Annotated in this window: 20 protein-coding genes; 9 read left to right on the forward strand and 11 right to left on the reverse strand. The window is 49.1% G+C overall.

From position 1 onward, the window contains the following. The first annotated feature begins 106 nt into the window (after positions 1-106). The 4 genes from AC5I6P_RS20625 (at position 107) to AC5I6P_RS20640 (ending at position 6528) form a co-directional block, all read left to right on the forward strand. The gene (locus AC5I6P_RS20625) at positions 107-3739 is read left to right on the forward strand and encodes an NACHT and WD40 repeat domain-containing protein (protein ID WP_495695637.1); all 3633 of its coding nucleotides are present in this window, start codon (positions 107-109) and stop codon (positions 3737-3739) included. A 319-nt stretch (positions 3740-4058) separates the two neighbouring features. Continuing rightward, positions 4059-4469, forward strand: coding sequence for a peptidoglycan-binding domain-containing protein (locus AC5I6P_RS20630; protein ID WP_495695638.1), 411 nt, complete (start codon positions 4059-4061; stop codon positions 4467-4469). Positions 4470-4756: 287 nt separating this feature from the next. Next, positions 4757-5296: a hypothetical protein gene (locus AC5I6P_RS20635; protein ID WP_495695639.1), complete on the forward strand. Its 540-nt coding sequence runs from the start codon at positions 4757-4759 to the stop codon at positions 5294-5296. Positions 5297-5694: 398 nt separating this feature from the next. Next, positions 5695-6528, forward strand: coding sequence for a hypothetical protein (locus AC5I6P_RS20640; protein ID WP_495695640.1), 834 nt, complete (start codon positions 5695-5697; stop codon positions 6526-6528). 124 nt (positions 6529-6652) lie between these two features. On the opposite strand, the gene murI is transcribed toward AC5I6P_RS20640, so the two are convergent. The 5 genes from murI to AC5I6P_RS20665 all read right to left on the reverse strand — a co-directional run bounded on the left by murI (position 6653) and on the right by AC5I6P_RS20665 (position 12914). After that, positions 6653-7528, reverse strand: a complete 876-nt coding sequence (gene murI / locus AC5I6P_RS20645; RefSeq protein ID WP_495695641.1) for a glutamate racemase — start codon at positions 7526-7528, stop codon at positions 6653-6655. A 94-nt stretch (positions 7529-7622) separates the two neighbouring features. Continuing rightward, positions 7623-9506, reverse strand: a complete 1884-nt coding sequence (locus AC5I6P_RS20650) for an N-acetylmuramoyl-L-alanine amidase (RefSeq protein ID WP_495695642.1) — start codon at positions 9504-9506, stop codon at positions 7623-7625. A gap of 679 nt (positions 9507-10185) precedes the next feature. Next, positions 10186-11622, reverse strand: coding sequence for a cation:proton antiporter (locus tag AC5I6P_RS20655; protein ID WP_495695643.1), 1437 nt, complete (start codon positions 11620-11622; stop codon positions 10186-10188). Between the two features lie 88 nt (positions 11623-11710). Beyond that, the gene (locus tag AC5I6P_RS20660) at positions 11711-12523 is read right to left on the reverse strand and encodes a carbon-nitrogen hydrolase family protein (protein WP_495695644.1); all 813 of its coding nucleotides are present in this window, start codon (positions 12521-12523) and stop codon (positions 11711-11713) included. A gap of 205 nt (positions 12524-12728) precedes the next feature. Next, positions 12729-12914: a hypothetical protein gene (locus tag AC5I6P_RS20665; RefSeq protein WP_495695645.1), complete on the reverse strand. Its 186-nt coding sequence runs from the start codon at positions 12912-12914 to the stop codon at positions 12729-12731. A 260-nt stretch (positions 12915-13174) separates the two neighbouring features. Here AC5I6P_RS20665 and AC5I6P_RS20670 point away from each other — a divergent pair, with 260 nt between their 5' ends. Beyond that, a complete protein-coding gene (locus AC5I6P_RS20670; RefSeq protein WP_495695646.1) occupies positions 13175-13651 on the forward strand; it encodes a hypothetical protein in 477 nt (158 codons plus the stop codon). A gap of 73 nt (positions 13652-13724) precedes the next feature. On the opposite strand, the gene AC5I6P_RS20675 is transcribed toward AC5I6P_RS20670, so the two are convergent. From AC5I6P_RS20675 to AC5I6P_RS20685, 3 genes are all read right to left on the reverse strand, one after another. Beyond that, a complete protein-coding gene (locus AC5I6P_RS20675) occupies positions 13725-14684 on the reverse strand; it encodes a DUF1517 domain-containing protein (protein ID WP_495695647.1) in 960 nt (319 codons plus the stop codon). A gap of 186 nt (positions 14685-14870) precedes the next feature. After that, entirely contained in the window at positions 14871-15083 is a 213-nt protein-coding gene (gene thiS, locus AC5I6P_RS20680; protein WP_495695648.1) for a sulfur carrier protein ThiS, read from the reverse strand. A gap of 32 nt (positions 15084-15115) precedes the next feature. Next, positions 15116-16186, reverse strand: coding sequence for a thiamine phosphate synthase (locus AC5I6P_RS20685; protein ID WP_495695649.1), 1071 nt, complete (start codon positions 16184-16186; stop codon positions 15116-15118). 348 nt (positions 16187-16534) lie between these two features. Between AC5I6P_RS20685 and AC5I6P_RS20690 the strand changes: the two genes are divergently transcribed. The 3 genes from AC5I6P_RS20690 to AC5I6P_RS20700 all read left to right on the forward strand — a co-directional run bounded on the left by AC5I6P_RS20690 (position 16535) and on the right by AC5I6P_RS20700 (position 19761). Continuing rightward, positions 16535-18415 carry a DUF1565 domain-containing protein gene (locus AC5I6P_RS20690; protein ID WP_495695650.1) on the forward strand — a complete coding sequence of 627 codons (1881 nt, stop codon included), beginning with the start codon at positions 16535-16537 and terminating at the stop codon, positions 18413-18415. 244 nt (positions 18416-18659) lie between these two features. After that, a complete protein-coding gene (locus AC5I6P_RS20695) occupies positions 18660-19250 on the forward strand; it encodes a phycobiliprotein lyase (protein WP_495695651.1) in 591 nt (196 codons plus the stop codon). Positions 19251-19473: 223 nt separating this feature from the next. After that, positions 19474-19761 (forward strand): DUF3288 family protein, encoded by a 288-nt coding sequence (locus AC5I6P_RS20700; RefSeq protein WP_495695652.1) that lies wholly within the window; start codon positions 19474-19476, stop codon positions 19759-19761. Here the strand turns inward: AC5I6P_RS20700 and AC5I6P_RS20705 are convergent. The 3 genes from AC5I6P_RS20705 to AC5I6P_RS20715 are packed head-to-tail and all read right to left on the reverse strand — an operon-like array spanning position 19758 to position 22482. Then, positions 19758-20414 (reverse strand): cadmium resistance transporter, encoded by a 657-nt coding sequence (locus AC5I6P_RS20705; RefSeq protein ID WP_495695653.1) that lies wholly within the window; start codon positions 20412-20414, stop codon positions 19758-19760. The genes AC5I6P_RS20700 and AC5I6P_RS20705 overlap by 4 nt on opposite strands. A 2-nt stretch (positions 20415-20416) precedes the next feature. Further along, complete coding sequence (locus AC5I6P_RS20710) at positions 20417-21694, reverse strand: MlaD family protein (RefSeq protein ID WP_495695654.1); 1278 nt, start codon at positions 21692-21694, stop codon at positions 20417-20419. A 5-nt stretch (positions 21695-21699) separates the two neighbouring features. After that, positions 21700-22482, reverse strand: a complete 783-nt coding sequence (locus AC5I6P_RS20715) for an ABC transporter ATP-binding protein (RefSeq protein WP_495695655.1) — start codon at positions 22480-22482, stop codon at positions 21700-21702. Positions 22483-23010: 528 nt separating this feature from the next. Here AC5I6P_RS20715 and AC5I6P_RS20720 point away from each other — a divergent pair. Continuing rightward, positions 23011-24381: a gluconeogenesis factor YvcK family protein gene (locus tag AC5I6P_RS20720; protein WP_495695656.1), complete on the forward strand. Its 1371-nt coding sequence runs from the start codon at positions 23011-23013 to the stop codon at positions 24379-24381. The last annotated feature ends 3 nt before the right edge of the window (positions 24382-24384 follow it).

The following is a 24384-nucleotide window of genomic DNA, read 5'->3' on the forward strand; positions in this document are numbered from 1 at the left end:
CGAACCGTTTTCTTGAAGAATTGCACCTCTGGTACTCATGACACTTTCGCGCTCTAGACCCACGGATCGAAGGCTCTAAGTTTAGTTATTTCTGCATTTTTGAATCATGGATCTTGAACAAGCTCTTGCCTTTACCGACCAGCTAGTGTTTGCGAAAGTAGGGACGCATTTAAGCGATCTTCAGCAAGCGATGCTGCGCGAGTCGTGGTCTTGGCAACGGCAAAGCTATGACAAAATCGCGGATACCTACGGTTATTCGCCGACCTATTTGAAGCATGATATTGGTCCTAAACTATGGCGGCTTTTATCTTCTGTTTTGGATGAGAAAGTTAACAAAACGAGCTTTCGAGCCGCGATCGAACGGCGCTTTCAAGCGGCGGCAACGCTTCAAGAGCCGGCTCAAGCTCTAGGTCTGGTTGAAGTGCCGATTCAACCCATCCAGCGCTCTTCCCGTCAAGATTGGGGAGAACAAATTGATATCAGTTTTTTCTATGGGCGTGAGGCAGAATTAAGTCAACTCCAGCAGTGGATTCTCGATGAGCGGTGTCGATTGGTCGCGATACTGAGCATGGGTGGAATGGGAAAAACATCGCTGACGATGAAGTTGGCGCAGCAATTGCAGCCGCAGTTTGAGCGGGTGATCTGGCGATCGCTCCGCAATGCGCCGCCGCTCGTAGACCTGTTAGCGGATTGGTTGCACGTTCTATCTGACGTAGAGGTTGCTGATGCGGAACCCGTTGCGGGAAAGTTGTCGCGGCAGTTGGCCCAACTGTTGACCCAACTGCGATCGCAGCGCTGTCTTCTGATTCTCGACAACGTTGAAACCGTTTTGCCAGATCCGGGAGCGACTGCTAGCCCTCACCACAATTGCAGCGACAATTCAGAATTGAGTGGATACGAAGGATATGGTGAACTCTTTCGGCAAATTGGAGAAACCCTGCATCAAAGCACTCTAGTGTTAACGAGCCGGGAGAAACCTCAAGACATTAGCGTTCTAGAAGGCGCAACGTTACCTGTGCGCTGCTTTTATCTCAGCGGGTTGCAACCGCGCGACGGACAGGCGTTACTTCAGTTAAAAGGGGCGTTTCGAGGGACAGACAAGGAGTGGAACCGATTGATTGAGGGCTATTCTGGCAATCCTTTAGCCTTAAAAATAATTGCGACCACAATTCAGAATTTATTTGATGGCAGCATTTCTGATTTTCTACAGCAAGATACCTTTGTCTTCGGTACCATCCGATCGCTGATTGAACAGCAGTTTGAGCGGCTATCGGAGGCTGAAAAAACGGTGATGTATTGGTTGGCGATCTATCGAGAGTCGGCAACGTTTTCAGACTTGCGATCGGACATTTTCCCGCCGATTGTGCCTCAAGCATTGATGGAAATTCTCCAACTGTTGGAGCAGCGATCGCTCGTCGAGCGAACCGCCGCTCGATTCTCACTGTTGCCGCTCATGTTGGAGTATGTCAGCGATCGCTTGATCGATCACGTGTGTCAAGAACTCAAATCCGGTCTTGCTTCGCAAGCTTGTCTTGTGAAACGCCACGCTTTGCTAACGTCGCAGGCAAAGGACTACATTCGAGATACCCAAATTCGCTTGATTCTGGCTCCCATCCTCAGGCGGTTAGAGGCAGATCTGGCAGGTCAAATTGATCTTAAAACGCTTTTTACCCAGAGCTTGAAAACGCTACAAGGAAAATCATCGCTTGAAACCGGATATGCGGGTGGAAACCTTTTGAATTTACTCTGTCAATTGACTTCCCGTTTAGAGAATTTAGACTGTTCTAATCTAAAAATTTGGCAGGCTTATCTAAAAAATGTAGAACTTCATGATGTTGATCTTTCGGATTCCGATTTATCTCACTCTATTTTTACTGACACATTAGGCATTATCTTTAGTGTTGCCTTTAGCCCAGACGGAGCGCTGCTGGCGACCGGAGATGCAGAAGGTGGATTGCGGTTGTGGGATGTTGCAAACGGGACGCTGTTGTTGAACTGTAGCGGTCATGTCGGGTGGATTTGGGCGATCGCATTCAGCCCGGACGGTCAAACGTTAGCAAGCTGTAGTAGCGATAAAACCATTCGCTTATGGGATCTGCACACGGGTCACTGCCTAAGCGTTCTAGAAGGGCATACGGGTTCTGTGTGGTCAGTCGCGTTTTGTAGCGACGGCAAGACATTAGCAAGCGGTGGCGATGAGTCAACCGTCAGGCTTTGGGATATCAGCACGGGTAACTCTCAACTTCTACCAGGACATACCGGACGGGTACTTTCTGTTGCCTTTAGCCGTGATGGTCAGACGTTAGCGAGTGGAAGTGACGATCGCAGCCTGCGCCTCTGGTCGATGCACACCAAAGATTGCCAGCAGATCTGCGAAGGACATCGCGATCGCATCTGGTCAATTGCCTTTTTGGATGACACGACTATCGCCAGTGGCAGCGCCGATCACACCATCAATCTCTGGAACTGTAAAACTGGAGCGTGTTCGAAAACCTTGCAGGGGCATCGCGATCGCGTTCGTTCAATTGCATTTGATCCTGCCTCTAACCGTCTCATTAGCGCCAGCGACGATCGCACCATCCGAGTCTGGGATTTAGCCACAGGAGACTGTCTGAGCAGCTTGCGAGGACACACAAACGCTATTTTTTCACTCTCCCTTAATCGAGACGGCAAAACTCTAGCCTCGGGCAGCACCGATCAATCGGTAAAGCTTTGGAATTTACCTACGAGCCAATGTCTAAAAACCCTGAGCGGCTATACAAACTCTATTTTTTCGATTGCGTTTAAAGCAGATGGGCAACAGCTTGTGAGTGGCAGTACTGACCAAACCGTAAGGCTTTGGGACACCTCTACAGGGACGTGCTTGAACACGTTTCAAGGACATCGCAGCTGGGTTACGTCCGTTGCGTTTCATCCAAATGGACAGTTACTTGCGAGTGGGAGTGTCGATCGCACGATTCGACTATGGGATCTTACAACAGGGCAGTGTCGATTACTTGAAGGACATGTAAACTGGGTTCAATCGGTAGTCTTTAGTCCCGATGGTCAATTTCTCGCCAGTGGTAGTGATGATCAGACTATCCGCATCTGGGCAGTCGATACAGGAGTGTGTCTTCAAACGTTGCAGGGTCATACGAGTTGGGTGTGGGCAGTGGCATTTAGTCCCGATGGAACGCTGCTCGCTAGCAGTAGCGAGGATCAAACCATTCGGCTTTGGTCAATGCAGACTGGAGCCTGTCTTCATACCTTACAAGGACATACCGGACGGGTTCAATCGATTGCCTTTCATCAGGATGGTGAAGTGTTAGTCAGTGGAAGTGGTGATGAAACTGTGCGGCTCTGGTCAACCACAACAGGACAGTGCCTTAATATTCTGGAGGAGCATCAGAATAGCGTTTGGTCGGTTGCCTTTAGTCCCGATGGTGAAACCCTTGCCAGTGGTAGCTTAGATCAAACCATAAAGCTTTGGCAGATGGAGACAGGAGCGTGTCTAAAAACGTTGCCCATGTTGACGCAAACGGTACGGACTGCGATCGCGTTTCATCCTGACCCAAATTGTGCGGCAATTGCCAGTGGTAGCCAGAGTGGAACGATCACGATTTGGGATACTCAAACGGGTCACTGCTTAAAAACCTTAGCTCCAACTAAGCCTTATACCGGAACAAATATCACTCGTGTTACGGGGATTACGATTGCTCAGAAGTCTGCCCTGGTCGGCATGGGCGCGATCGAATCCTAAATGAATTCCATAACTTCCATCCATTCAATGCGACCTTAAAAACCTCCATAACTTTCCTCAACTTATCCTCATCGACGCTCCTTGAGATCCGCAATAGAGTGATAGTGTCCTGAAAAAGACAGGGTTTCAAACCCAGTCAACTAAACCCGACTCCACACTGAAAGCTTTCGACAACACTTAATAAAGAGCATTTTGATACATCCATTAATGCTCAATAACAAGGGCAAATCGTCCTCAGCTTTGTGTTGTCGTGCTGCTCATCCATCTGACTGACTCACTCTGACTGACTCACACTTATTACTCACAAGGAGCATCAATTATGGCTTACACTAACGCACAATTCCGCAGCATTCTTAACGGTTTAGGGTTTGGCTACGTTCCAGAAGGTGAACTGACCGATCCCATATCAACTGACAACAACCCACTGATTGATCGAGTTACCCGTGATGCGATCGAAGACTTTCAAAAATATTTCAATCTTCAAGTAGACGGTATTGCGGGTGCAAAAACGATGGCGATGGCAGAGCGACAAATGCGAGTACTTCAGGCAGAACTGAACCAAGTCGTGGGAGCTAACCTACCAAAAAATCAGCCGTTTTATGGACCCCGTACGATCTCAGCTATTAAGGAGTTTCAACGACGTTATGGATTTGTTCCCGATGGCTTTGCAGTGCTTCCAGTTCGCCAAAAGCTATTGGCAGTGTCAAAACCGCAAGGGGTCACGCATTAAATAGCTCAAATTCTTGTTTTATAAAGCTGAAGAATTCACGATCGCTCCTACTCCGGTAGGAGCTTTTTTGCTGTGTTGCTATCAGTTTGATTGATAAAGTTTACGATTCACCTTAACTCTTATAGCGAGCTTATCTTAACAAGCTCCATAACTTTTCTCAACTTATAGTTATGGTGGCATTGCAGAAAAACTAATACATTAATAGTGTTCTGAGAAACGAAATGACTGAGCCAAATTAACAGGACATCCAATCAAAATCTTGTCATCTAAATAGGAATGAGCTAATCATGAAAGCTGCGATCGTGTCTATTTTGTCTGTTTCTGCTATCACTACACTGTTCGGAATGTTTGGAATTGGAGCAACCGCAAATCGTGCTGATGCATTCTGTATCTATAATGCAACTGATAAGCAAATCTACTTTCAACAAGCAGAATGGAAGGGGATGTCTAAAACCATTAAGGCTGGCGATAATGGCTGCTGCAATTGGCAGACCAAAGATTGCAATCCTAGTAAGAAGCGCGATCGCATGCTAGATGTTGCTTCAATTCGCGTGGTTATTAAACCAAGATTCAATTACGCGGAGTCGGTAGATTGTGGTGTCGAGAAGTACAGTGCAATCGGAGGTAGCAGCATAGAAGCGAAACTTCAAGCTGGAGGCTATTGGACAGTCGAGAAAAATAAAAACTTCAACCCCAGCCAAAAGTACGGTTCGCAAAATCCTCCCTATTTAGTGAACTCCTGGAGCTATGACCATAGGCTTCTGAGTACCTATATTTGCCCAGTAGAGCGTAAAGGCAAACCTGGGCTACTAGATTTTCTCGATTAATAGATTTCCTCTAAGAAGACATGCAATCACATTAATGCTGTTTTTGCTTACTAAAACTTGCGATCGCTCCTACTCCGGTAGGGGCTTTTTTCATTAATTCTGAACCTAATGGTCGTTCAAAACTTGCTAATTCATCCTAATTTTTCTAGCAAACTTACCTAACGCGCTCCTTAACTTTCCTTAATTTATAGTTATCGACCCGCATCAGATAAGCCAGTAAATTGAAAGTGTTCTGAGAGAAACGGTTGCTCATCAATTAACAAACCAGACAACATCTCAGAAAAATCTTTTATTACAGATACCAACCTCACGAAGGAGCTTCAATCATGTCTGCAATTCAATTCTTCAAATCTCGGAAATCTCTAGCAGTTTTCGCACTCTTAAACATTAGCATTCCTATGTTTACACTTGTAGGAGCACGGGCTGCACACGCAGACTCTAACTTCGTTCAATGCGTTCCTGCAATGGGCATCAATGTCTGTGTTGAGGCAAATACGAGTGACTATTCTCTTTACACTCAGTCAGGGTCACTCACCAGTCAAAAAGTTGTCCTTCCGGTCGAAGGTGGCTGTCCGGTGTTTGGTGCAATGGACACTGCCAAGGGTCATCTTCGGGTAGAAGGATGTGTTACTCCTTTCTCAAGACCGCCACAATTACAGGGGGTTGCTCAAGTTTGTAATGCAGGCAATTGCCAAAGAGAAGCGATTACGTTGAATTTTCCAAATCGCACCATGTTGTCAGACGATCGCCATCTGGGTGCGAAGGGATATGAGTATTATTTGGATGGTGAGCTAGTTGCAAGATCGCCGAATTGGTCGCGCCAAGATTCAGTCACTCATTTAGAGTTAGCGAAGAAAACATATCCTAATCGAAAAGTCGAAGGCTATTTTGACGGTCAAAAGATTGGCTATGAATTGTTTTGGGATGGCGTGAGAGTTGGATTTGAGCCAAGCTGGAGCCGGGAGCAAGCGATCGCAAACCTGCAACAGAACAAAAAAGCTTATCCCAACAAACGAGTTGAGGGAATTCTCAACGGTCAGAAAGTTGGCTACGAGTTATTTTGGGGTGGAATGCGCGTCGGGTTTGAGCCAAATTGGAATCGGGAGCAAGCGATCGCGAACTTGCAATGGAACAAGAAAGCTTATCCCAACAAGAGCGTGTATGCTCTATTGAATGGCGAAACGGTTTACTTACCTAACATTCCTGTCACCAGACCAACTAGCAGCCGATAGTAGGCTCTACATCCTGTTAGAGGAACTGTTTCAATTTTATACACCGTGACTTGATCTAAAGCAGCTAGTTAACCTAGCTGCTTATAGCCTTCCGTACATGCTTTGCAGCGAAGGCGCTTCCTGTTTAACTTGCTACCTGCTCTGCCACCTCTGACAACCGCACTTGCTCAACACAAGGCGTACAGCCTAACCATTGACGAGAAATCTGAACAAACGGATGAGGATCGCCGCTCACATAAAATCGAGTCGGCTTTGGTGGGCGAGTATGGCGCAGACCCAACACATCTAACTCTTGAGCCGCTGCTAAAACCACATGAGATGCCGGATCAATCAACTGCACTGACTTGGGTACAATCGACCGAATTACAGGAGCCAAGTGCGGATAGTGAGTACAGCCATACACTAAGGTATCAATTTCCTGCTCTAGTAACGGCTGCAAATACTGCTCGACAACTTGGTAAGTATATAGGTCATTAATTCGACCTTGTTCGATTAGAGGGACAAATTCGGGACAGCCGACTTGCCAAACTTGGGCCGTCGCATCGACTTCTAAAATAGCCTGACGGTAGGCATCACTTTGAGCCGTAGCCGGAGTCGAAATCACCCCAATCCGCTTGCCCTTCTGAACTGCCGCCCGCGCACCGGGCAAAATAACACCCAAAATAGGCAATCCCGGAAATTCTTGGCGAACCGTCTCGATCGCTAAAGCCGAACTCGTATTGCACGCCATGATCACCATCTTGACGCGATGTGCCGTCATCCACACCAAGATCTCCCGCACAAATTGTTCAATTTCTAAGCGCGATCGCGTCCCATAGGGCAATCGCGCTGTATCTCCGAAATATAAAATCGATTCGTTTGGCAGTTGGCGATAGAGTTCGCGCAACACTGTTAAGCCGCCCACTCCACTATCAAACACCCCAATCAGATCGGAGCTTTGCGATGAGGCATGGAGCATTGACTCTGCTCGTCTAACCGCATCAGATGTTTGATTCTTCATATTCTAAAGTTTGAACTCCACACCACAAAATAATTCACACCATACGAAATTCTAAGCCTAGGCGCAATTCCCTAAAGGCTCAAGTCTGGTTGTGTTAACGCAAGTATTGAATAATACCCCGGGCGATCGCTTGAGCTAACTGCTGTCGATAACCCGGCGTGGCTAACTTGGGCGCATCTTCTGCCCCCGTTACAAAGCCTGTCTCAACTAAGACAGACGGCATTGAGGTTTTCCGAATCACGTAGAATCGCGCTTTGCGGACGCCGCGATCGCGCGTTCCGGTCGCCTGCAAAATGCTGCTGTGAATCGACTGTGCCAGACCTGCGCCAGACGAGAAGTAGTACGTTTCTAAGCCATTAATATCGGGGCGACTCATACTGATCGCATTGGCATGAATGCTGACAAAAACGGTTGCATTGGCGCGTTGTGCGATCGCCACTCGCGGCTCTAAATCTAAATCTCGATCGTCGGGGCGAGTCAGAATCGCTTGAATGCCCTGCTGCTCTAGCAGCGCCGCTACTTGACGGCTGATATCTAAAACAACATTTTTCTCGTAAATGTTGCCAATGCCGACCGCGCCCGGATCAGGTCCTCCATGTCCTGGATCAATCACCACCACCAAACGACCACTCGGCGTTCGGGTGCGGGGCTGAACCGGATTTGGACGGGTGGCCGGAGGAACAGGAATAGAGGAACCCAGAGTCGGATTTGGGGGAGACAATAAAGCGCTTCGACGGAGCGAGAGCGACACGAGTTGCCGACTGGGCTGATTGGGAGTTCCGACTTGAACACCAGAGGCAGGCGTCATCAAAATCGCCACGTTCGTGTCTTCTTGGCGAATCCGGACTTGCAGCAGGGGACTGTTGCTGGGTAGTTGAGGCCCTCGAATGTTGCTGTCTAGTCTCGCCGATGGAACCGTAATTCGATACGCTCCACTGGCTCTATCCCATCCTGATGTGTAGGTAATGGGCTGATCGGCTCGAATCAGAAGCTGGCTGGCAGCTGCGTCGTATTCCACCGACTGAATTTTGGCAGTTCCCGACTGAGCTTGTGATCCAGGCAACTGGCTCTGCGGTTCCTTTCGCGGCAATTCAGCCGTGGGAATGGAGCTAGACCCAGACGTTTGAGGCAGAACAACAATACCGCCTGTACTGCCCGTGCCGCTCATCGAAGCTTCCCAATTGGGGCTATCGGGAGATAAAGACAATGCCACCCTGACCACAGGCGGCGAGGCTTGAAACTGCGACACCTGCAATCGGCTCACTCCATTCTGGTTTACCGATAAATCGCGAGGATAAGCGCTGGAAGAGAGTGTTGCTCCGTAAATATCAATATACATCTGGCGGCGATCGCCGCTTCTCAGCGATCGGATCTGCGCTTGCCCTTCTGTTGTCCGCAAAAAGAAACCGTCTTGGGTTGCCTGAATGCTTTGAATCTGAATGCCTCCGCGACTGATCAGGGGTCGATTGCTGCTTGGAGGGAGACTCCTGAGAGGAGGACGACTGATTGCTGATGACGGCAGTTGCGTTATTTCCGAATTAGTACCCGCAAATTGAGGTGTTGGGACTTGCACCGACCACTGCTGAGCCGTTGTTCCGCGAAATTTTACTTGCGCCGGGTCAAGTGTATAGCCCGGAGCAAGTTCCATCACGATCCGAGTCGTTCCTCGCTCAAATTGTCCTACCCGCACAGAGCGAACCGCCCCTCCATAGGACTGGGTGACAGCAGGACGCCCCAAAGTCGTTCCGGGCAGATCGATAATTAGCCGCGTCGGATCTGCAATCAGTTGTGCTCTGGGCTGTACCCCGTCATCGGTTGTAAAGTCGAGGCGATTTTGAGCCGCATCAAACCGCCAAGATTGTAGTCTCGCTGCCTCGGCAGGCGAGGTTAGGAAAAAGAAAACAAGGGGTAATAAAGAATATAAATAAGAATTTAGCCCTCTCCAGTTTCGTTGATTGTTGACCTGATCGCGTTTCAATGTCGTTCTCCTTGTGTGCATCGCGTCGCCCTGCTTTGAACCTGCAAATACTCAAACCCACGCTTTCAATTGCTACATTTGGTGCAGAGTCTTAGCTAGAAATAGCGAGGCGAAATGATGAATGATTGCCTCAGTTAAAGCGCCGCATTTTCCCTATTTAGTCTTCTCACACACACGATTAATAGTTGCTGTGTCCTCTGATAGACAAGCTCTGATCTATCGAAGCTAACGATTTAGGGCAGCCGTGAACCAAAACTTGAGATCAGATTGGTCATTCAAAAATAACCTTCCCAATATTCACCGCAACTGCACCCTATTCTGGAAATTCTGCTTAGCTAAGCAGAATTTTAAGCTCTCGAACGGTGCAGACGTAAAGATGAACGCTGAAGTTGCGCAAAGGCTGGACAAGCGCTTCAATGACTGCTGGCATAAGAATTTATGGCTAATTGAGACACGTTGAGAGCCTGAGAGTGTTTCTACCGATGGGTACGGCAGTGAGCGATTTGGCTACAGCATTTTAATATAGATGCTTAAGAATCAAACTATTTTCTGGAGTTCATGGTTCTAATTGCAAAGAAATTATAAAGATGAGATTGGCCCAGAGCGCAACTTTGGAAGAGCTGATGTGGCGCAGCGCTACTTTGTTCAGCTGCTGAGCGCTCTGGGATGTGCATTGTACCTAGTCATCCTGTTGAACAATGCCTGGTTCTAGAACTTCAGAGGGGGCAACTCCTTGAATGGCAAGGTCGTCCTCTTGTCCTACAGAGTCACCGTTAGTAAAGACAACCCGTAATAGGGGTGGCGCTAGAAACGTAGTCAAAATCACCATCACAATCACGGCGGCTTGCAGGGCTTCGGGTAATGTTCCAGTCGTTGCACCAACTGAGGCAAACACTAAGCCCACCTCGCCCCTAGGAATCATCCCAACCCCGATCGCGAGTCGATTTAGCTCTGGTTGTCCAAAAATAGTAAATCCGGTGACAACTTTACCCGCGATCGCAACCGCGACCAAGAAGGCAGCCATAATCAATCCTTCGCGATTGCTGGGCACAAATGGATTGAGGACGCTCAAATCGGTGCGTGCGCCAACCACGACAAAGAAAATGGGCACAAGCATATCTGAGATAGGCGCAACTTGTTCTTGCAGCTCGGTGCGCTTCTCGGTTTCTGCCAAAATCAACCCCGCCGCAAATGCCCCTAAGATGGCTTCTAGCTGGATTACAACCGCAACATCCGCTAAAACAAAGGTCAGAACCAGGGCAGTGATCAACAGCTGTCCCCGCGTTCTCAATTCGTTTACAAGCGATACCAGAAATGGATTGAGCAGGAGTCCGAGCCAGAGGCTGCCGATCAGAAAGACGCCAGCGCTCACAATCAAATAAATAACGTTCCCAATTTCGACTTGTCCGGTCTTTGCCAAACTCGCGACCACGGCAAGTACAATGATGCCCAACACGTCGTCTAAGACGGCTGCCCCGATGATAATTTGTCCTTCTTTAGAATTGAGACGCTGAATTTCTGCCAGCACCCTGGCTGTAATGCCGATGCTGGTGGCGGTCAGTGCTGCCCCTGCAAAAATGGCTGGAACTGATGAAACGCCGAATATCAGCATTAGACCGGCTGTGCCTAACGCAAACGGAACTGCTACTCCCACGACCGCCACGATCGCGGCTTGCGGTCCGACTCGAATCAGTTCTTTAAGATCAGACTCTAACCCAATCTCAAACAGCAGAATGATCACACCCATTTCTGCCAAGGTCGAGAGGACTTCGCTCTGCACCTCAAAGGTTTTGGTGAGCGCGGCTGGGTCAAGATGAGCCGTTAGTTGCAATAGCTGCATTACCATCGACTGACTCGCTGTTAGATCAACGCTTGGAAAGACGAGTAAGTGCAGCGCAGAAACGCCAACCAAAACGCCCCCTAGAAGCTCCCCTAGAACCGCCGGTAGCTCGATACGTGCGCAAATTTCGCCGCCAATTTTGCTAGCTAGGTAAACCACGATTAGGCTCAGCAACACGCCTGCCAAAACAAGGGAACCACTTTCTGGCTCGGCATTCGCGACAATTGGCGACAGGATTTGAACTGGAGTGGAGAATAGTGACGAGAAATTATTCATCAGTCAAAGCAGTAACACTGATTCCCATGGTACAGACTCTGTAACATTTCTCAATGCCCACATTTCTCCATCCCTACAGGAAGTCTGACTAGACAAACACGCGATGCTGCAATGAGGGCATCTGCCGCCGGACTTGCTCAAGGCGAGTTGGCCTAATTTCGGCGATCGCAACCCCCACCTCTTCTCCCGCATCTGCCAAAATCATGCCCCAAGGGTCAATAATCATTGCGTGTCCGTGAGACTGCCGTACGGCATTGTGGCGACCCGTCTGAGCGGGAGCAATCACATAGCAGGTATTCTCGATCGCTCTAGCTTGTAGCAACACTTGCCAGTGGTCTTTGCCCGTGTATGCCGTAAACGCAGCGGGAACAAACAGCACTTCTGCCCCTAACTGAGACATCTGACGGTAAAGTTCTGGGAACCGCACGTCATAGCAGACCGACAGCCCCAAACTGCCCAATTCTTTAGACGGGTAAATCGGTGGAACCCGCATTCCAGCTAAAACCGTTTCTGATTCACGATAGGTGTTGCCATCGGGCACATTCACATCAAACAAGTGAACTTTCTCGTAGCGGGCTAGTTCTTGACCGTTCGGGCCAACCAACAGCGCCGTATTGTAAACCTTACCATTGCCGACCGGAACCGGAAACCCGCCGCCTAAAATCGTGATCTGAAAGCGTTGTGCGACGGTTTTGAGAAATTTCTCGCTTTCCTGCGCGATCGCGTCGGCTTGGGCCATTTTCGCCACTTCATCACCGAGAAACGAAAAGTTCTCCGGCAGCGTCACGAGTTCTGCCCCTCGTCGGACGGCAACATCGATCAATTCTTCTGCCTGAACCAGATTCTTTTGCAAATCTGGCAGACTGTTCATTTGAATGGCGGCGGCAAAGTAAGACTTCATGGATTTCACTCAGGCTCAGAAAAATGAGTAAAGCTCTATATTGTATCGGCTTCTAAAGCGATAGAAACATCTGTCGGGCAACAAATTCACTGCAACCCTAAAGCAAACTTGAGAACTGAAGTGCCCGACTTGAAGTTACTTTACTACGTTAAGCACGATGTTAAGCTCGATTGGAGTGACTTGATCTTCGCATTGAGAAACAAACCTATTTTTTATCGGTTTGCGGCGTGCTAGAGTCATGGCCCAAAACAGCTTGAGTGAGGGTAGACACGAGGCTAATGAGTGCTGCGGTGAACATGACGAGCATTAGCATCGCTAACGCCGCAAATGGGGAAAAGATCAGAGTGCAAAGTAAAACGATCAGAATGAAAGATGCGATCGCGTTATTCATAGAAACCAACTCCACAAAAATTCTACATTTACTCTAAAAAAAACTTCTTCAATTAACCTCTAACGTGAGCAGCATTTTGATTAGGTTTTGCTCAGTTATTGAAGAAATATTCTGTTACGACGATGGACTTTAATTCGAGGTATGATGGCAGACATCATCTCGCCCTAAACTCTCTCGGTGTAGAGATTTCAAGTCGTTCACGCTTCACTCAAACGGCGAGATACTGATTTTACTTGAGTTATAAACCCGGCAAAGTCGTTATGAATGAATGGCAAAAAGACTGGTCTGAAATGCTAGACACGATGGCAGGACACATCGGAGATTTTTTCGCTGAAGTGGCTCAAGATATGACGGAAGTTGCAGAGACATTTATCGTTCTTTCTGAAGAAGTCTCAACACAACTTAATAACGTTTTTACTGACGAAATTGAGCAATACGTAACAGAGTTGGTTAGCCCCGTTCTAGAAGCCTACTTCGGCATCGAAAGTATGGTCGGGGAAGCCACTCAACCCGTATTTCAAACCGTCGATCCATTGCTCAAACAGCATTTAGGGTGCGTGGGCTGTCGTCACTTCCACGGACAGGTGTATGGCGATACCCTGTTGGTGTGCGGAATGCATCCCTATGGCATTGGCGAAGGTGTAGAAACTTGTCCTGACAAAGAAATGACTGTTTGGAAGTCACCCGGATTCTCGTCTGAAAATCAGTTCTCTTTTGGCTCAGACGAAGACTGGTAGCCAGGAAGCTAGGACAAAAAATTGGGCTGGATGTATGTTGTACATCCAGCCCAATCAAAAGCAGAATTTAGACTTAGACAAGCTTCAAATTAGGATATTCTGCCAACACATCATCGCGGGTCAACACATCCCCTTCAGCTTGCGGCGTCCATAGCACTTCAAGAGCTAGAAGCTGATCGCCAGAGACACTACCCAACTGGCTCAGGGCACGCTTCAGGTCATCAGAGCTATTAATCGTGGGAAGCTGTAACTTGCCCTGAGTGCCGACTAACAGGGTGACGACAATATACTCACCCGGTGCTTCAGCTAACGCACCGCCTCGCTCAGCCACTGTCAACGCGCTGCTCTCTTGAGAGGCTTGCTTCAGTTGGTCATTCACGTTAGACAGAGTTTCTGCCGTAAACTTGCTCCGCTCAGACAAAGCTAGACGATTGAATTCTGCACCGGCTGCTTCTAACCGAGCTTGATGAGCTTCCGATGCGCCATACACCCAGTATTGGGGGTGACGCAGTAGCGAAAGAGTCGTCTCTTGCAACACTTGTGCCAGCCCTTCGGAGGAGTCAGTATCGGCACGTTGAGCGATGCGATCGAGGTCTGTTTGCAAACTCCGAGCTTGAGCTAACAAGCCAACTTGGACTTTCGCAACCGAAACAGATGGATTGGTCGTGTAGTCTAAATCGCTGCCTTCTGTCGCCCGTCGGAAGCTTTGCAGCAGAAAGCCTGCGATCGAGATGAAGATAAACAGGGTGAATAGGCTGCCACCGCCGCCGAAGAACGGGAAGTAGAGGAAGGGGAAGAACCCACCGCCGCCACCGGGATAGTAGCTGCCACCACCAGGGTATCCACCGCCAGGATAGCTGCCTCGACTAGGCGTGAAGGTACGGCTAGGCGCTCTAAAAGAGCCTCCACCGATGCGACCACCCGTCCCCGCCGCAAGCGCACCATCAGCATGACCGAGTGTCAGCGTTAGAACCAACCCCAGCGCAATTAGGGGGCGGATGAGTGATTTAAAGAAAGATTTTGGTGTTTTCATAGCGTAGTCCCATTTAGCTCGCCTAGACAAAATGCTTGTTGTTCTAAACGTTAAGCTTTATACCTTGTTACAGTGTTTTAAGCTTTTCTACTCCTCTACTGTATCGCCTTCTATAGGGGTTGAAAATGCCTTAAGTAGTAGGTTTGAGGGGAGATTACCGTACTAAAAGAGGTGGACATGAGCGTGCTAACCACCGCCGACGATCGTCACGATTTCTAAGCGATCGCGCTCCTTGATTTCGGTTGTATCCCAGTACTGCCGATGCAAGATTTCGCCGTTGTATTCTACGGCGACAAGTCGAGGGTTTAAGCCGAGTTGCTCCAGAAAATTTGGCAGATGCAGATTTGGCTCACAGGTTTTAGATTCACCATTCACCTGAAGTGTGATTTGCTCAGACATGCGCTGGTTCTCCCTCACTACTTTTCTTCTCTCTACGTCCACGGATCAGTTATTGAATTTTGCTTTACAAAGTTGGGTGTTTGAAACCGACGTTTTTGCTCGAGTTGCGCCATGAAATATTGCACTGCTAGCGTCGGTTGCTCTGCTGCCATAATCGCCCGGACAACAGAAATGCGTTGCGCCCCAGCAGATAGAACCTCGTGGACATTATTGGCGTCAATGCCCCCGATCGCAAACCAAGGAATTGGACACTCTTCTGTTGCATGCCGCACATACTCGAGTCCGGCGGCGGGTCTGCCTGCCTTGGTTGGCGTTTCATAGACGGGACCGACGCCAACATAGTCTGCGCCTTCTTGAACAGCGCGGTAAAGATCATCGGCACTGTGTGTGGAACGTCCGATTAGCCGCTGAGACCCTAGCATCTGACGGGCTAATTCTATCGGCAAATCGTCTTGTCCGAGGTGAACGCCATCGGCATCGACAGCTAGGGCTAAATCGATGCGATCGTTAACAATAAATAGCGCTCCGTACTCGTGGCACAGCCGCCGCAATGTCCGAGCATTACTCAGTCGCGTCAAATCATCTGAGTCTTTGTCGCGATATTGAACAAGGCTGAGTCCTCCCTGCAACGCCGACTCCACCGTTGCAAACAGCGTTTCAGAAGGCGACGTGACCAAATACAGCAGAGACTGACGCAGCTTTTGATGCCGATGCTGTGCCATCAGTTGGCTTTCAAGCGTGTAAACCTGATAGCGCATTTGTTTGAGCGATGCAGCCATATCTTGGCTGTAGACTTTGCCGTATTCTTCTAACACCCGCAGCGCTTCTTCGACGCGGCAAAAATTAGCCTGCAAGACTTGCTCAATTGTGCCTCGCGTGGCTTCGTTGGGATGCGTTAATTCTGTACCCGGATCGTCTGGGGTGTTGCGCGCCGATCGCAGATCGCTGTGATGCCAAGTGGCGAGTTCTTGTCGTAAGTGTTTGCACTGATTGGTGAAGTGAGAGTGGTTCAGGCCAAACCGACACCATTCTTCTATCACCCGCAATCCTTCACGGGCGCGATCAAGATTGGCATCCAAAATTCGGTATAAAGCAGGTTGCATAGATGGGAGAACGGGCTCTGTTTTGTCCATTGGCGCAAACCGATTAATGTTTCATCCTAGCAGCGAGAGGGAGTCGGGCATTTTGAATTGTGACATTCTTTATAACTTAAGGGTTAATACTGAATTCAGCTAACTCCTTGGTCAAAAATGAAGCGGTATTTAAAAACTCAATTACTATGAACTTCCGTTGCGGTATTTTCGCTCTTATGCCCGACGGATAACCGTATGAGGAAGTCGCTCTCTTCATTCATCAAAGGCTGAATTCTATCAGTACTTTTGCGGTCGTTTTTGTTTCTAGTCTTTGTTTCTAGTCAAAGTCATCCTACTGCCGTGTATAGGAGAAAGATTGTGAGTAAAATATCACCTGAAAAGCCGTCTTCCAGTGTTGTATTAACGCTGGGTGTCTTTGGAATTATGCTATTTGGCGGTGCATCCCACGCCATGGCTCAATCGATCGCACAACCGATTCAGCTCGCTCAAGCCTCCGGTTCGTCCCCTCAATACAATTACTTGTTTGTCAATTCAAACACTGGAATTGATACTGCTGAGGGTAACGTGCGATCGCCGCTAAAAACTATTACTCGTGCCCTGCAAATCGTTCAACCAAATACGATCATTCTGTTAGCTCCAGGGACGTATAGTGCGCAAACAGGTGAAGCATTTCCACTGCAAATGAGGCCGGGGACAACGATTAAAGGAGAGCCTCGCGATCGCGGACAAACTGTTGTCATTCAAGGCGGTGGTATCTTTTTGAGCCGTACCTTTGCACGGCAAAGTGTCACCATTGTCGGTGCAAATCAGTCAGGCTTAACGGGCGTTACTGTTTCTAACCCCGACGCTCAAGGCTACGGGCTGTGGACGGAATCCACGAGTCCTGTGATCAGTGACAACACGTTTACTAGAAATGGTCATGATGGGGCATCTGTAGTCGGGAGCAGTGCCCCAATTCTTCGCAACAACTATTTCTATCAAAATGGTGCAAACGGCGTCACGGTTTACGGAACCTCGCGCCCAGAACTGCACGACAACATTTTTGAGCAAACCGGGTTTGGCATCAACATTGCACAAAGCGCGGCCCCTCGAATTGTTGGCAACCGCATCACGCAGAACAAAGACGGCATTGTGATTCAAGGGAAAGCGCAACCGATTCTGCGAAACAATATCGTGGATGGCAATGCCCGGGATGGCATGGTCGCGATCGCGCAGTCTCGACCAAACTTAGGCACGTCCGCCGACCCTGGCAACAATACCTTTACGGATAACGGACAGTTTGATCTCAACACTCAGAAAAGCATTCAAAAAATTCCAGCCTTTGGCAATCAAATTACGGGAAGTAAGACGATCGGACGATTAGATTTCTCGAATACGTCTACCGTGGCAGATGCTCCGGTTAGCGTCGCATCTGCTCAGCGCTATAGTCCGTCCCTACCGACAGTCGTGCCCGCTTCATTTTCGCCCAGCCGCTCCTTAGTGTCGGTGCCCGCTCAGCCTTCCGCATCCTTTAAGGGCACAACTGTTGTCGCGCCGATTTCTAAGAAGTCACGCTCTGCGGTCTCTTCATCGCGCAGCAGACGAGTACCGCTCTCCAAGCAGCCAAAATCTCAAGTGGCGCGGATTGAGATTCCGGTTCTGGCTCCCTCGAATTTTAGTACTGCTTCCAACCGATCTGCTTTCCAACTAAATAGCGCGCTCCCTCGGAGCTTGGCAGAGCCAATCGCTCGTCGTGGCTCGGACGGTGCCATTAATATTCCGGTTCCTCCTCCTGAGCGGATTAGGGCAGTACGCAATACAAAAACGTCGTCATCTCGTCGATTGGCTCTGCCAAGCTCTACAGGATCGCAGGCGATGTCCTCTAGGGTTGCTCGCCCTACTTCTCGTAGCGCGGTCTCGGCATCAGGCACCTTACGTGTGCCCAAAGCGTCAATTCCTGTCGGTCGAACGGCAGGAACATCGGTTAAGGTTTGGCGCGGCGCACCCGTCTCTCCCAACCGATCTGCTGCTCCAGTGAGGCAAGATCTGGCGTTTGGACTGCGCTATCGAGTTGTAGTGCAAGCCCGCAGCGAGGGTGAACAGGCTCAAATCCAATCTGCGGTTCCAGGCTCGTTTCCTGTCTTTCGCAGCGGACAAAGTGTGCTGCAAGCAGGAGTTTTTAGCGATCGCATCAAAGCCCATGAACTTCTACAAACGCTGACGAATCAAGGACTGAGAGCTACGGTCGAACAGCTTTGATCCTGTGGATAAATGGTAGGGTCGTTTTATTGTCGGAAACAGAAATCTGGACGCTGGATTCTCTCGTTCGGCGTTCTTGAATGTTTTGAATCTCACAAACGAGAGATTAGGGCTTCTAGATATCTTCTAATGACAATAAAACAGCCCTGCCTAGATAAATAAAGGCAAGAAAGGATCATTCATCCCTTTCCTAATTCTTCTAAAATGGTGGTTACTATATCAAGTCGCCACCATAGGATTGTTCATGGATATTGTCGAGTTTTTTCAACAGAGCGCAGGGAAATGGTCATCGATGCGAACCAGCCATCATCTAGCGTTTAAGCAACAAGAGGCTGGAAAATCGAATATTCAAATCGAATTGCTCGACAAGGCTGACCCTGCCGTAATCCAACTGTGTGAACAGCATAATGTTGACCCTGCTACGGCTTCGTGTGGAGCGCGAGTGACCTGGGACGGCACAATGGATTGGGATAAGGAAAAACACGATGGCTCAACGGTGCTTGTGCCGATCGCAGATCCTGAAAATCCGCAAGAAGGGAAGCTGCTGAGAGAAATGGGCTATGCCGAGAAAGCTCCAGTCGCAGGAAGCTATCACATCAACGACAGTAATGAACTGACGCTCGTGACTGAGTACGAAAGTATGTACTCAAAAGAACGCCTTTGGTTTGAAAGTCCCAACGTGCGCTTGCGTCACAGCATCTTAAAGCGGTTTGGCGGCTTCAGCATGGCATCGTTCTGCTCAGAAATCCGCTTGGGTGTAGCTCAAGCAGCCGAACAACAAGCAACCGAACAACAAGCAGCCGAACAACCTAGTGATACAGCAGCCAACGCTTAGGTTTGAATAGTCATGATGCGAGTGAGTGGAGCGGTTCCTTTTGAGTTGCGCTCTACGCTTCGCTGATTCGCCTAGCTTTTGCCTGGGGTCTTGGGCGGCAATTAGAGTGTGCTTTATGTTAGGAAAAACAGCCCATAATTCCGCCTGTTTACCCACATAGACTTTTCATTTTCAATTCCATGCTTGGCGTACTATACTGTCACGGTGTTTTGAGGCGAGTTCTATGGCGCAAGAGCAAAAAGACCAGCAGCATCCGTTGTGGAACGGCGATCGCCAAATTGTCGATGCCCTGCTTAGCGGCGAACCGACCGATTACAATCTGGCTGAATTGGCCCGTCTGAAGATTCGCTACAACGGCTTTCCAGGCGCTAGAGACATTCAAACGGATTTAGATCGGGTTCTAAAGCAGTGGAAGCTGACCGAAGATGCGCTATATGAGCGGACACGCCAGATTCATGAAACATCGCAGGTGTACAAAGGTCGTGGTGCAAAGCGAGACGATTGGAGTTAGCCAACGCCTGAACGCCAAATCAGCGTCCACGATTGGTTCTCAATCAAAATATAGATGCCTAAACCGATCAGAACTACGGGTACAAAGATGTGGCTATAGCGGCTGAGAATCGGCGCGACAGTTGGATGTCCTGCTAACCCATCTGAGATGATGCACCAGACCCCAACGAGTAGAAAGAATACGCTTAAAACAATCACCAAATTAGTCAAAGTACTACTTGCAAAGAGTGGAATATAAATTCCGATATTATCTCCACCATTAGCAAACCTAACGGCAGCAACGTTAAAAATTTGAGGATTGATGAGTTTGAAAATTCCTCTACGTGACACGCTCGTTGCTTGAACTTCATCACGATCCTCTGAAGTGATTAAATTCCGAATTCCAAACACTATTGGCACAAATCCAAGCAACCCAATTAAGGGTTTAGAAACAACTAATCCGCCAAAAAAACCTGGTAAGCTGCATAAAACTAATGCTGTGAATCCTAAATATTGACCAGCATAAATATGATGCTTTTTGAATTGCGGATTGACCTGAGCAAAAAACAGCATCAGGATCACTAAATCATCGATATTTGTCGCGACGAATGCGATCGCGGCGTAAGCTGCTACAGCCATCGCACTCGTCAAAGTGGCTGAGACAAACCAAGGCATATTTAAGGCTGAGTTGGGGCTGGACTAGGATCAAACTGAAAATTTGGCATAAACTCCGCCGAAAGCTGAGTGTTTTCTTTGGTGAACGGACGCAGCTTTGCAGTGGGCGAGGGAACCGTCAGAATTTGAGCGACCTGAGCCTGTTTCTCAAGCTGATCGGTCGAAGACACCAGCCCACTTAGACCATTGATTAAGTTTCTCAAGTTATTACGAAGCGCCGGATCGCCCGTTAATTCATCTAAATCGGCCGTAATTTTTTGCGTGTTCTGAAACGTCTCTCTCGCAGAATCAAGCGTTTGCCGCAGTAATGTAATGCTTTCAGGATTGTTCAAACTGGTTGACACATCTCGAAAATTAGCAGACGCTTGAACCGCATTTGCAGAAAGAGTCTCTAAATTTTGAATCAGTTGCCCTCGTTGAACCTGATTGAAAATTGGGCTCAAACTCGCAACGCTACCGCGCAATTGGGTACTCGTTGCATTGAGGTTATCCAACGTTGAAACCAGCGTTGCTCGATTGGCGGTCACTAACTCATTCACTTGCCCAACTGTCAGCGTCACTTGATTTGCTGCTGTCGTGATCGAGTCTGCGGTCGTTGAGAACGATCGCGCCGTTGTTGAGAATGTACCGACTTCCTGTCTAGCAGATTTCACTAGCCCCGTAACTTCTTTGCTAAGAATGGCAATCTGAGCGGCTGCCTCACTGCTATTTTTCGTTAAGGTTGTGATGTTGCCTGTAAATTGCGGACTGCTGTAAGCATCGGCAAACTGAATTGTCGCTCGAATCAGCTCATCGGTGCTGATGCCCAAGCGCCCTTTGACGCGCGAACCGTCGCACAAAATGACATCCCGGTTGCAGTCTGGGTCGAGGGGTTCACCCGCGTTTCCTTTGGAGCTGCGTGCAGAGCTAATCGCGCCTTCTGATAGCAATTGGCGCGGAACGATGTCCACCACCGTTTCACCCAGCAAGCCCGTCTGATTCACCGTCACCTCAGAATCCTTGGGAATCAGCAAATCGGCGGGCGACACCTCAATTTGCACCTCGACGCCATTGGCTCCTGGAGCTGTGCTTTTAATCTTGCCGACATTTACGCCCCGGTAGCGCACGGCCGTTCCGTCTTGGACTCCATTGATCACCGCAAAATCAGCCACGATCGTAAAGCTGCGGTTGGCGGGGTTGAGTCCTTTGATCCACAGCACCAGACCGCCAAACAAAGCGGCTCCGACAAGCAGCAACAAGCCGACTGATCCTTCTCGAACGGTTCGCGATCGCAACGCCATACCTCTTACCCAAGCACTTGAATAGGTCCTTCTACACTACCGCTAAAAAACTGCCGAATCAGAGGACTATCTGTCGTGTCAAGTTCGTGGGTTTTGCCCTCCCACTGCACCTTGCCACGATGGAGAAACAAGACGCGATCGGCAGTGCGACGAATGGTACTCTCTTGGTGCGTGACCATGACATAACTCTGGCATCCTTGCTGGCTATTCTGGAGATGACGAACCAGATCTTCAATCACGGTAGATGCGATCGGGTCGAGTCCGGCGGTTGGCTCATCGTAGAGTAGCACGTCCGGCGCGTCGTCCGGCTTATTGGGGTTTGCCATCACCGCCCGGGCAAAACTGACGCGCTTCCTCATGCCACCAGACAGTTCTGCGGGGTAGCGATCGCGAATTCCTGCCAAACCCACCATTTCTAAACGGTGGTCTACTAGCTCCCGAATCTGTCGTCTAGACAATCGAGAATGCTGGTGCAGCAAAAATCCTACGTTTTCGCCAACGGTGAGCGAGTCAAACAGCGCGGCTTGCTGAAACACCATGCCAACATGGATCGAATCGGGTTCATCTTCAATCAACCCCTTACGCCGCTTTCCATCGACAAAAATTTCTCCTTCATCAGGAGCAATCAATCCAGCGATTAGGCGCAGTACCGTTGACTTTCCGGTTCCTGACGGTCCGATGATTGCTAGCGCCTCCCCTCGATAAACGGTCACATCAGCCTGATCGAGGACAAGATTTCCTCCAAACTGCTTTCGGATTCCTCTTAATTCAATCAACGGCTCAGCCATTCCCGTCTAGCACACAGATTATCTAACGCTATTTTGCGATGTTAGAGCGAGATTGCACCCTCTATTTATCAAAGTAGCTATTTACCAGGGTAGCGGTCTGCTGAAGGATTGGCCTAAATTGTCTTGCGATTGATGAAGGATCTGCTTGCGATTGATGAAGGGTTTATTGAGAGGGTAGTCTGTCAGATTTAGATGGATAGGATTGAAAAGGGAATGCCTGCGGCAACCTTTTGCAAAGAGGGATGAAGTCAGTATAGTCATACTTTCATCTCTCATCATTGTCATTCTTCCATCCCTCATTCCTCGCGTCGTGCGCCAACGTTCTCACTTGTAACTAGAGCGTGACTAATGCCGCTTGAGCAAAGTTCCAGTTCGGTTAGAGAACCTTTGAAGAGCCTTAGGGAGTCATTCACTTTAGTTAGAGGCACACCCTAACGTCCTTGAGACAGATTCAGCCATTAGAATGCACAACTTAGGTTATCCTGCACGTATTCAGCCCCTATATTCATCGTCCGTAGGTCGATCCACATGACGACAAATCGTTTCATCAAACAAGCTGTCCGAGCGCTCCGCCACGAGTCTCACTCTTTTACCTCAAGTTGGGTCGGACAATGGTTTAAGTGGTTGGCTCCAGGGCTGGCGGTCAAACGCTGGATGCTAATTAGTGCGGGAGGAGTTTTACTCGTTTCTCTCGGTGCAGCGATTTGGGTGAAGCTCACGCCCGTGTTTTACATCACCCAGTTTGCCAGCGATGTCTTAGAAACGATTACTCGGGTCGTTCCCAGCTATATCAGCGGCCCTCTTGTACTACTGCTTGGCATTCTGCTGATTCTTTGGGGTCAGACTCGCACCTTTGGGTCAATTACCGAAGTGCTGATGCCTGAGCGCGACGAAGAACTGATTGATGTGCTGCTACATCACCGTCGGCTCAATCGGGGGGCGAAGATCGTTGCGATCGGAGGGGGAACCGGGCTATCAACGTTGCTACGGGGCTTGAAAAAAGCGAGTGCCAACATCACGGCGATCGTCACGGTGGCAGATGATGGCGGCTCTTCGGGTCGGTTGCGTCGAGAGATTGGCGTGTTGCCTCCGGGCGATATTCGCAACTGTATCGCGGCGCTTGCCGATGAAGAAAAACTGTTAACCGAATTATTTCAATATCGATTTAAAGCGGGAGACGGACTGGTTGGCCACAGTTTCGGAAACTTGTTTCTCACGGTTCTCAGCGAGATAACCGGAGATTTTGAGCAAGCGATCGCGGCGAGTTCTAAAGTGTTAGCGGTACAAGGTCAAGTGCTACCTGCTACGCTGAGCGATGTCCGGCTGTGGGCAGAACTTTCTGACGGACGCCGGATCGAAGGCGAGTCGAATATTACCGAAGCAGGCGGAAAGATTGTTCACATTGGCTGCATTCCTGAAAACCCTCCGGCTGTACCAAAAGCGGTCTCGGCGATCGCGGATGCAGACTATATTATCGTGGGTCCTGGAAGCCTCTACACGAGCGTGATTCCCAATCTGTTAGTGCCCGATATTGCTGATGCGATCGCTGCACGGGAAGTCCCCTGTATCTATGTCTGTAACATCATGACTCAGCCGGGAGAAACAGACGATTACACGGTTGCCGATCATATTCGCGCGATTGATCGCGTATGCGGTCGGCGTCTGTTTGATGCGGTGTTGGTCCAAAAGTATCCGCCCTCTGCTAAAGCCTTGCTGCGCTACGCTCAGGAAAAATCTTATCCTGTAGAATTTGATACGGAAGCCGTGATGCAATTAGGGCGACGGGCAATTCGTGCCAATATCATGATGGAAGATCCAGAAACCGGATATGTCCGCCACGATTCGCAACGCTTGGCAAAGGTGTTGTTGAAGTGGTTTAGTCGCGCCAGTCACTTCTGATTA

The sequence above is a fragment of the Myxacorys sp. genome, from assembly GCF_059501405.1.

Coding starts and splice junctions, on each gene's coding strand:
- AC5I6P_RS20625 (WP_495695637.1), top strand. CDS start 107: ATGGATCTTGAACAAGCTCTTGCCTTTACCGACCAGCTAGTGTTTGCG.
- AC5I6P_RS20630 (WP_495695638.1), top strand. CDS start 4,059: ATGGCTTACACTAACGCACAATTCCGCAGCATTCTTAACGGTTTAGGG.
- AC5I6P_RS20635 (WP_495695639.1), top strand. CDS start 4,757: ATGAAAGCTGCGATCGTGTCTATTTTGTCTGTTTCTGCTATCACTACA.
- AC5I6P_RS20640 (WP_495695640.1), top strand. CDS start 5,695: ATGTTTACACTTGTAGGAGCACGGGCTGCACACGCAGACTCTAACTTC.
- murI (WP_495695641.1), bottom strand. CDS start 7,528: ATGAAGAATCAAACATCTGATGCGGTTAGACGAGCAGAGTCAATGCTC.
- AC5I6P_RS20655 (WP_495695643.1), bottom strand. CDS start 11,622: ATGAATAATTTCTCGTCACTATTCTCCACTCCAGTTCAAATCCTGTCG.
- AC5I6P_RS20660 (WP_495695644.1), bottom strand. CDS start 12,523: ATGAAGTCTTACTTTGCCGCCGCCATTCAAATGAACAGTCTGCCAGAT.
- AC5I6P_RS20665 (WP_495695645.1), bottom strand. CDS start 12,914: ATGAATAACGCGATCGCATCTTTCATTCTGATCGTTTTACTTTGCACT.
- AC5I6P_RS20670 (WP_495695646.1), top strand. CDS start 13,175: ATGAATGAATGGCAAAAAGACTGGTCTGAAATGCTAGACACGATGGCA.
- AC5I6P_RS20675 (WP_495695647.1), bottom strand. CDS start 14,684: ATGAAAACACCAAAATCTTTCTTTAAATCACTCATCCGCCCCCTAATT.
- thiS (WP_495695648.1), bottom strand. CDS start 15,083: ATGTCTGAGCAAATCACACTTCAGGTGAATGGTGAATCTAAAACCTGT.
- AC5I6P_RS20685 (WP_495695649.1), bottom strand. CDS start 16,186: ATGCAACCTGCTTTATACCGAATTTTGGATGCCAATCTTGATCGCGCC.
- AC5I6P_RS20695 (WP_495695651.1), top strand. CDS start 18,660: ATGGATATTGTCGAGTTTTTTCAACAGAGCGCAGGGAAATGGTCATCG.
- AC5I6P_RS20700 (WP_495695652.1), top strand. CDS start 19,474: ATGGCGCAAGAGCAAAAAGACCAGCAGCATCCGTTGTGGAACGGCGAT.
- AC5I6P_RS20705 (WP_495695653.1), bottom strand. CDS start 20,414: ATGCCTTGGTTTGTCTCAGCCACTTTGACGAGTGCGATGGCTGTAGCA.
- AC5I6P_RS20710 (WP_495695654.1), bottom strand. CDS start 21,694: ATGGCGTTGCGATCGCGAACCGTTCGAGAAGGATCAGTCGGCTTGTTG.
- AC5I6P_RS20715 (WP_495695655.1), bottom strand. CDS start 22,482: ATGGCTGAGCCGTTGATTGAATTAAGAGGAATCCGAAAGCAGTTTGGA.
- AC5I6P_RS20720 (WP_495695656.1), top strand. CDS start 23,011: ATGACGACAAATCGTTTCATCAAACAAGCTGTCCGAGCGCTCCGCCAC.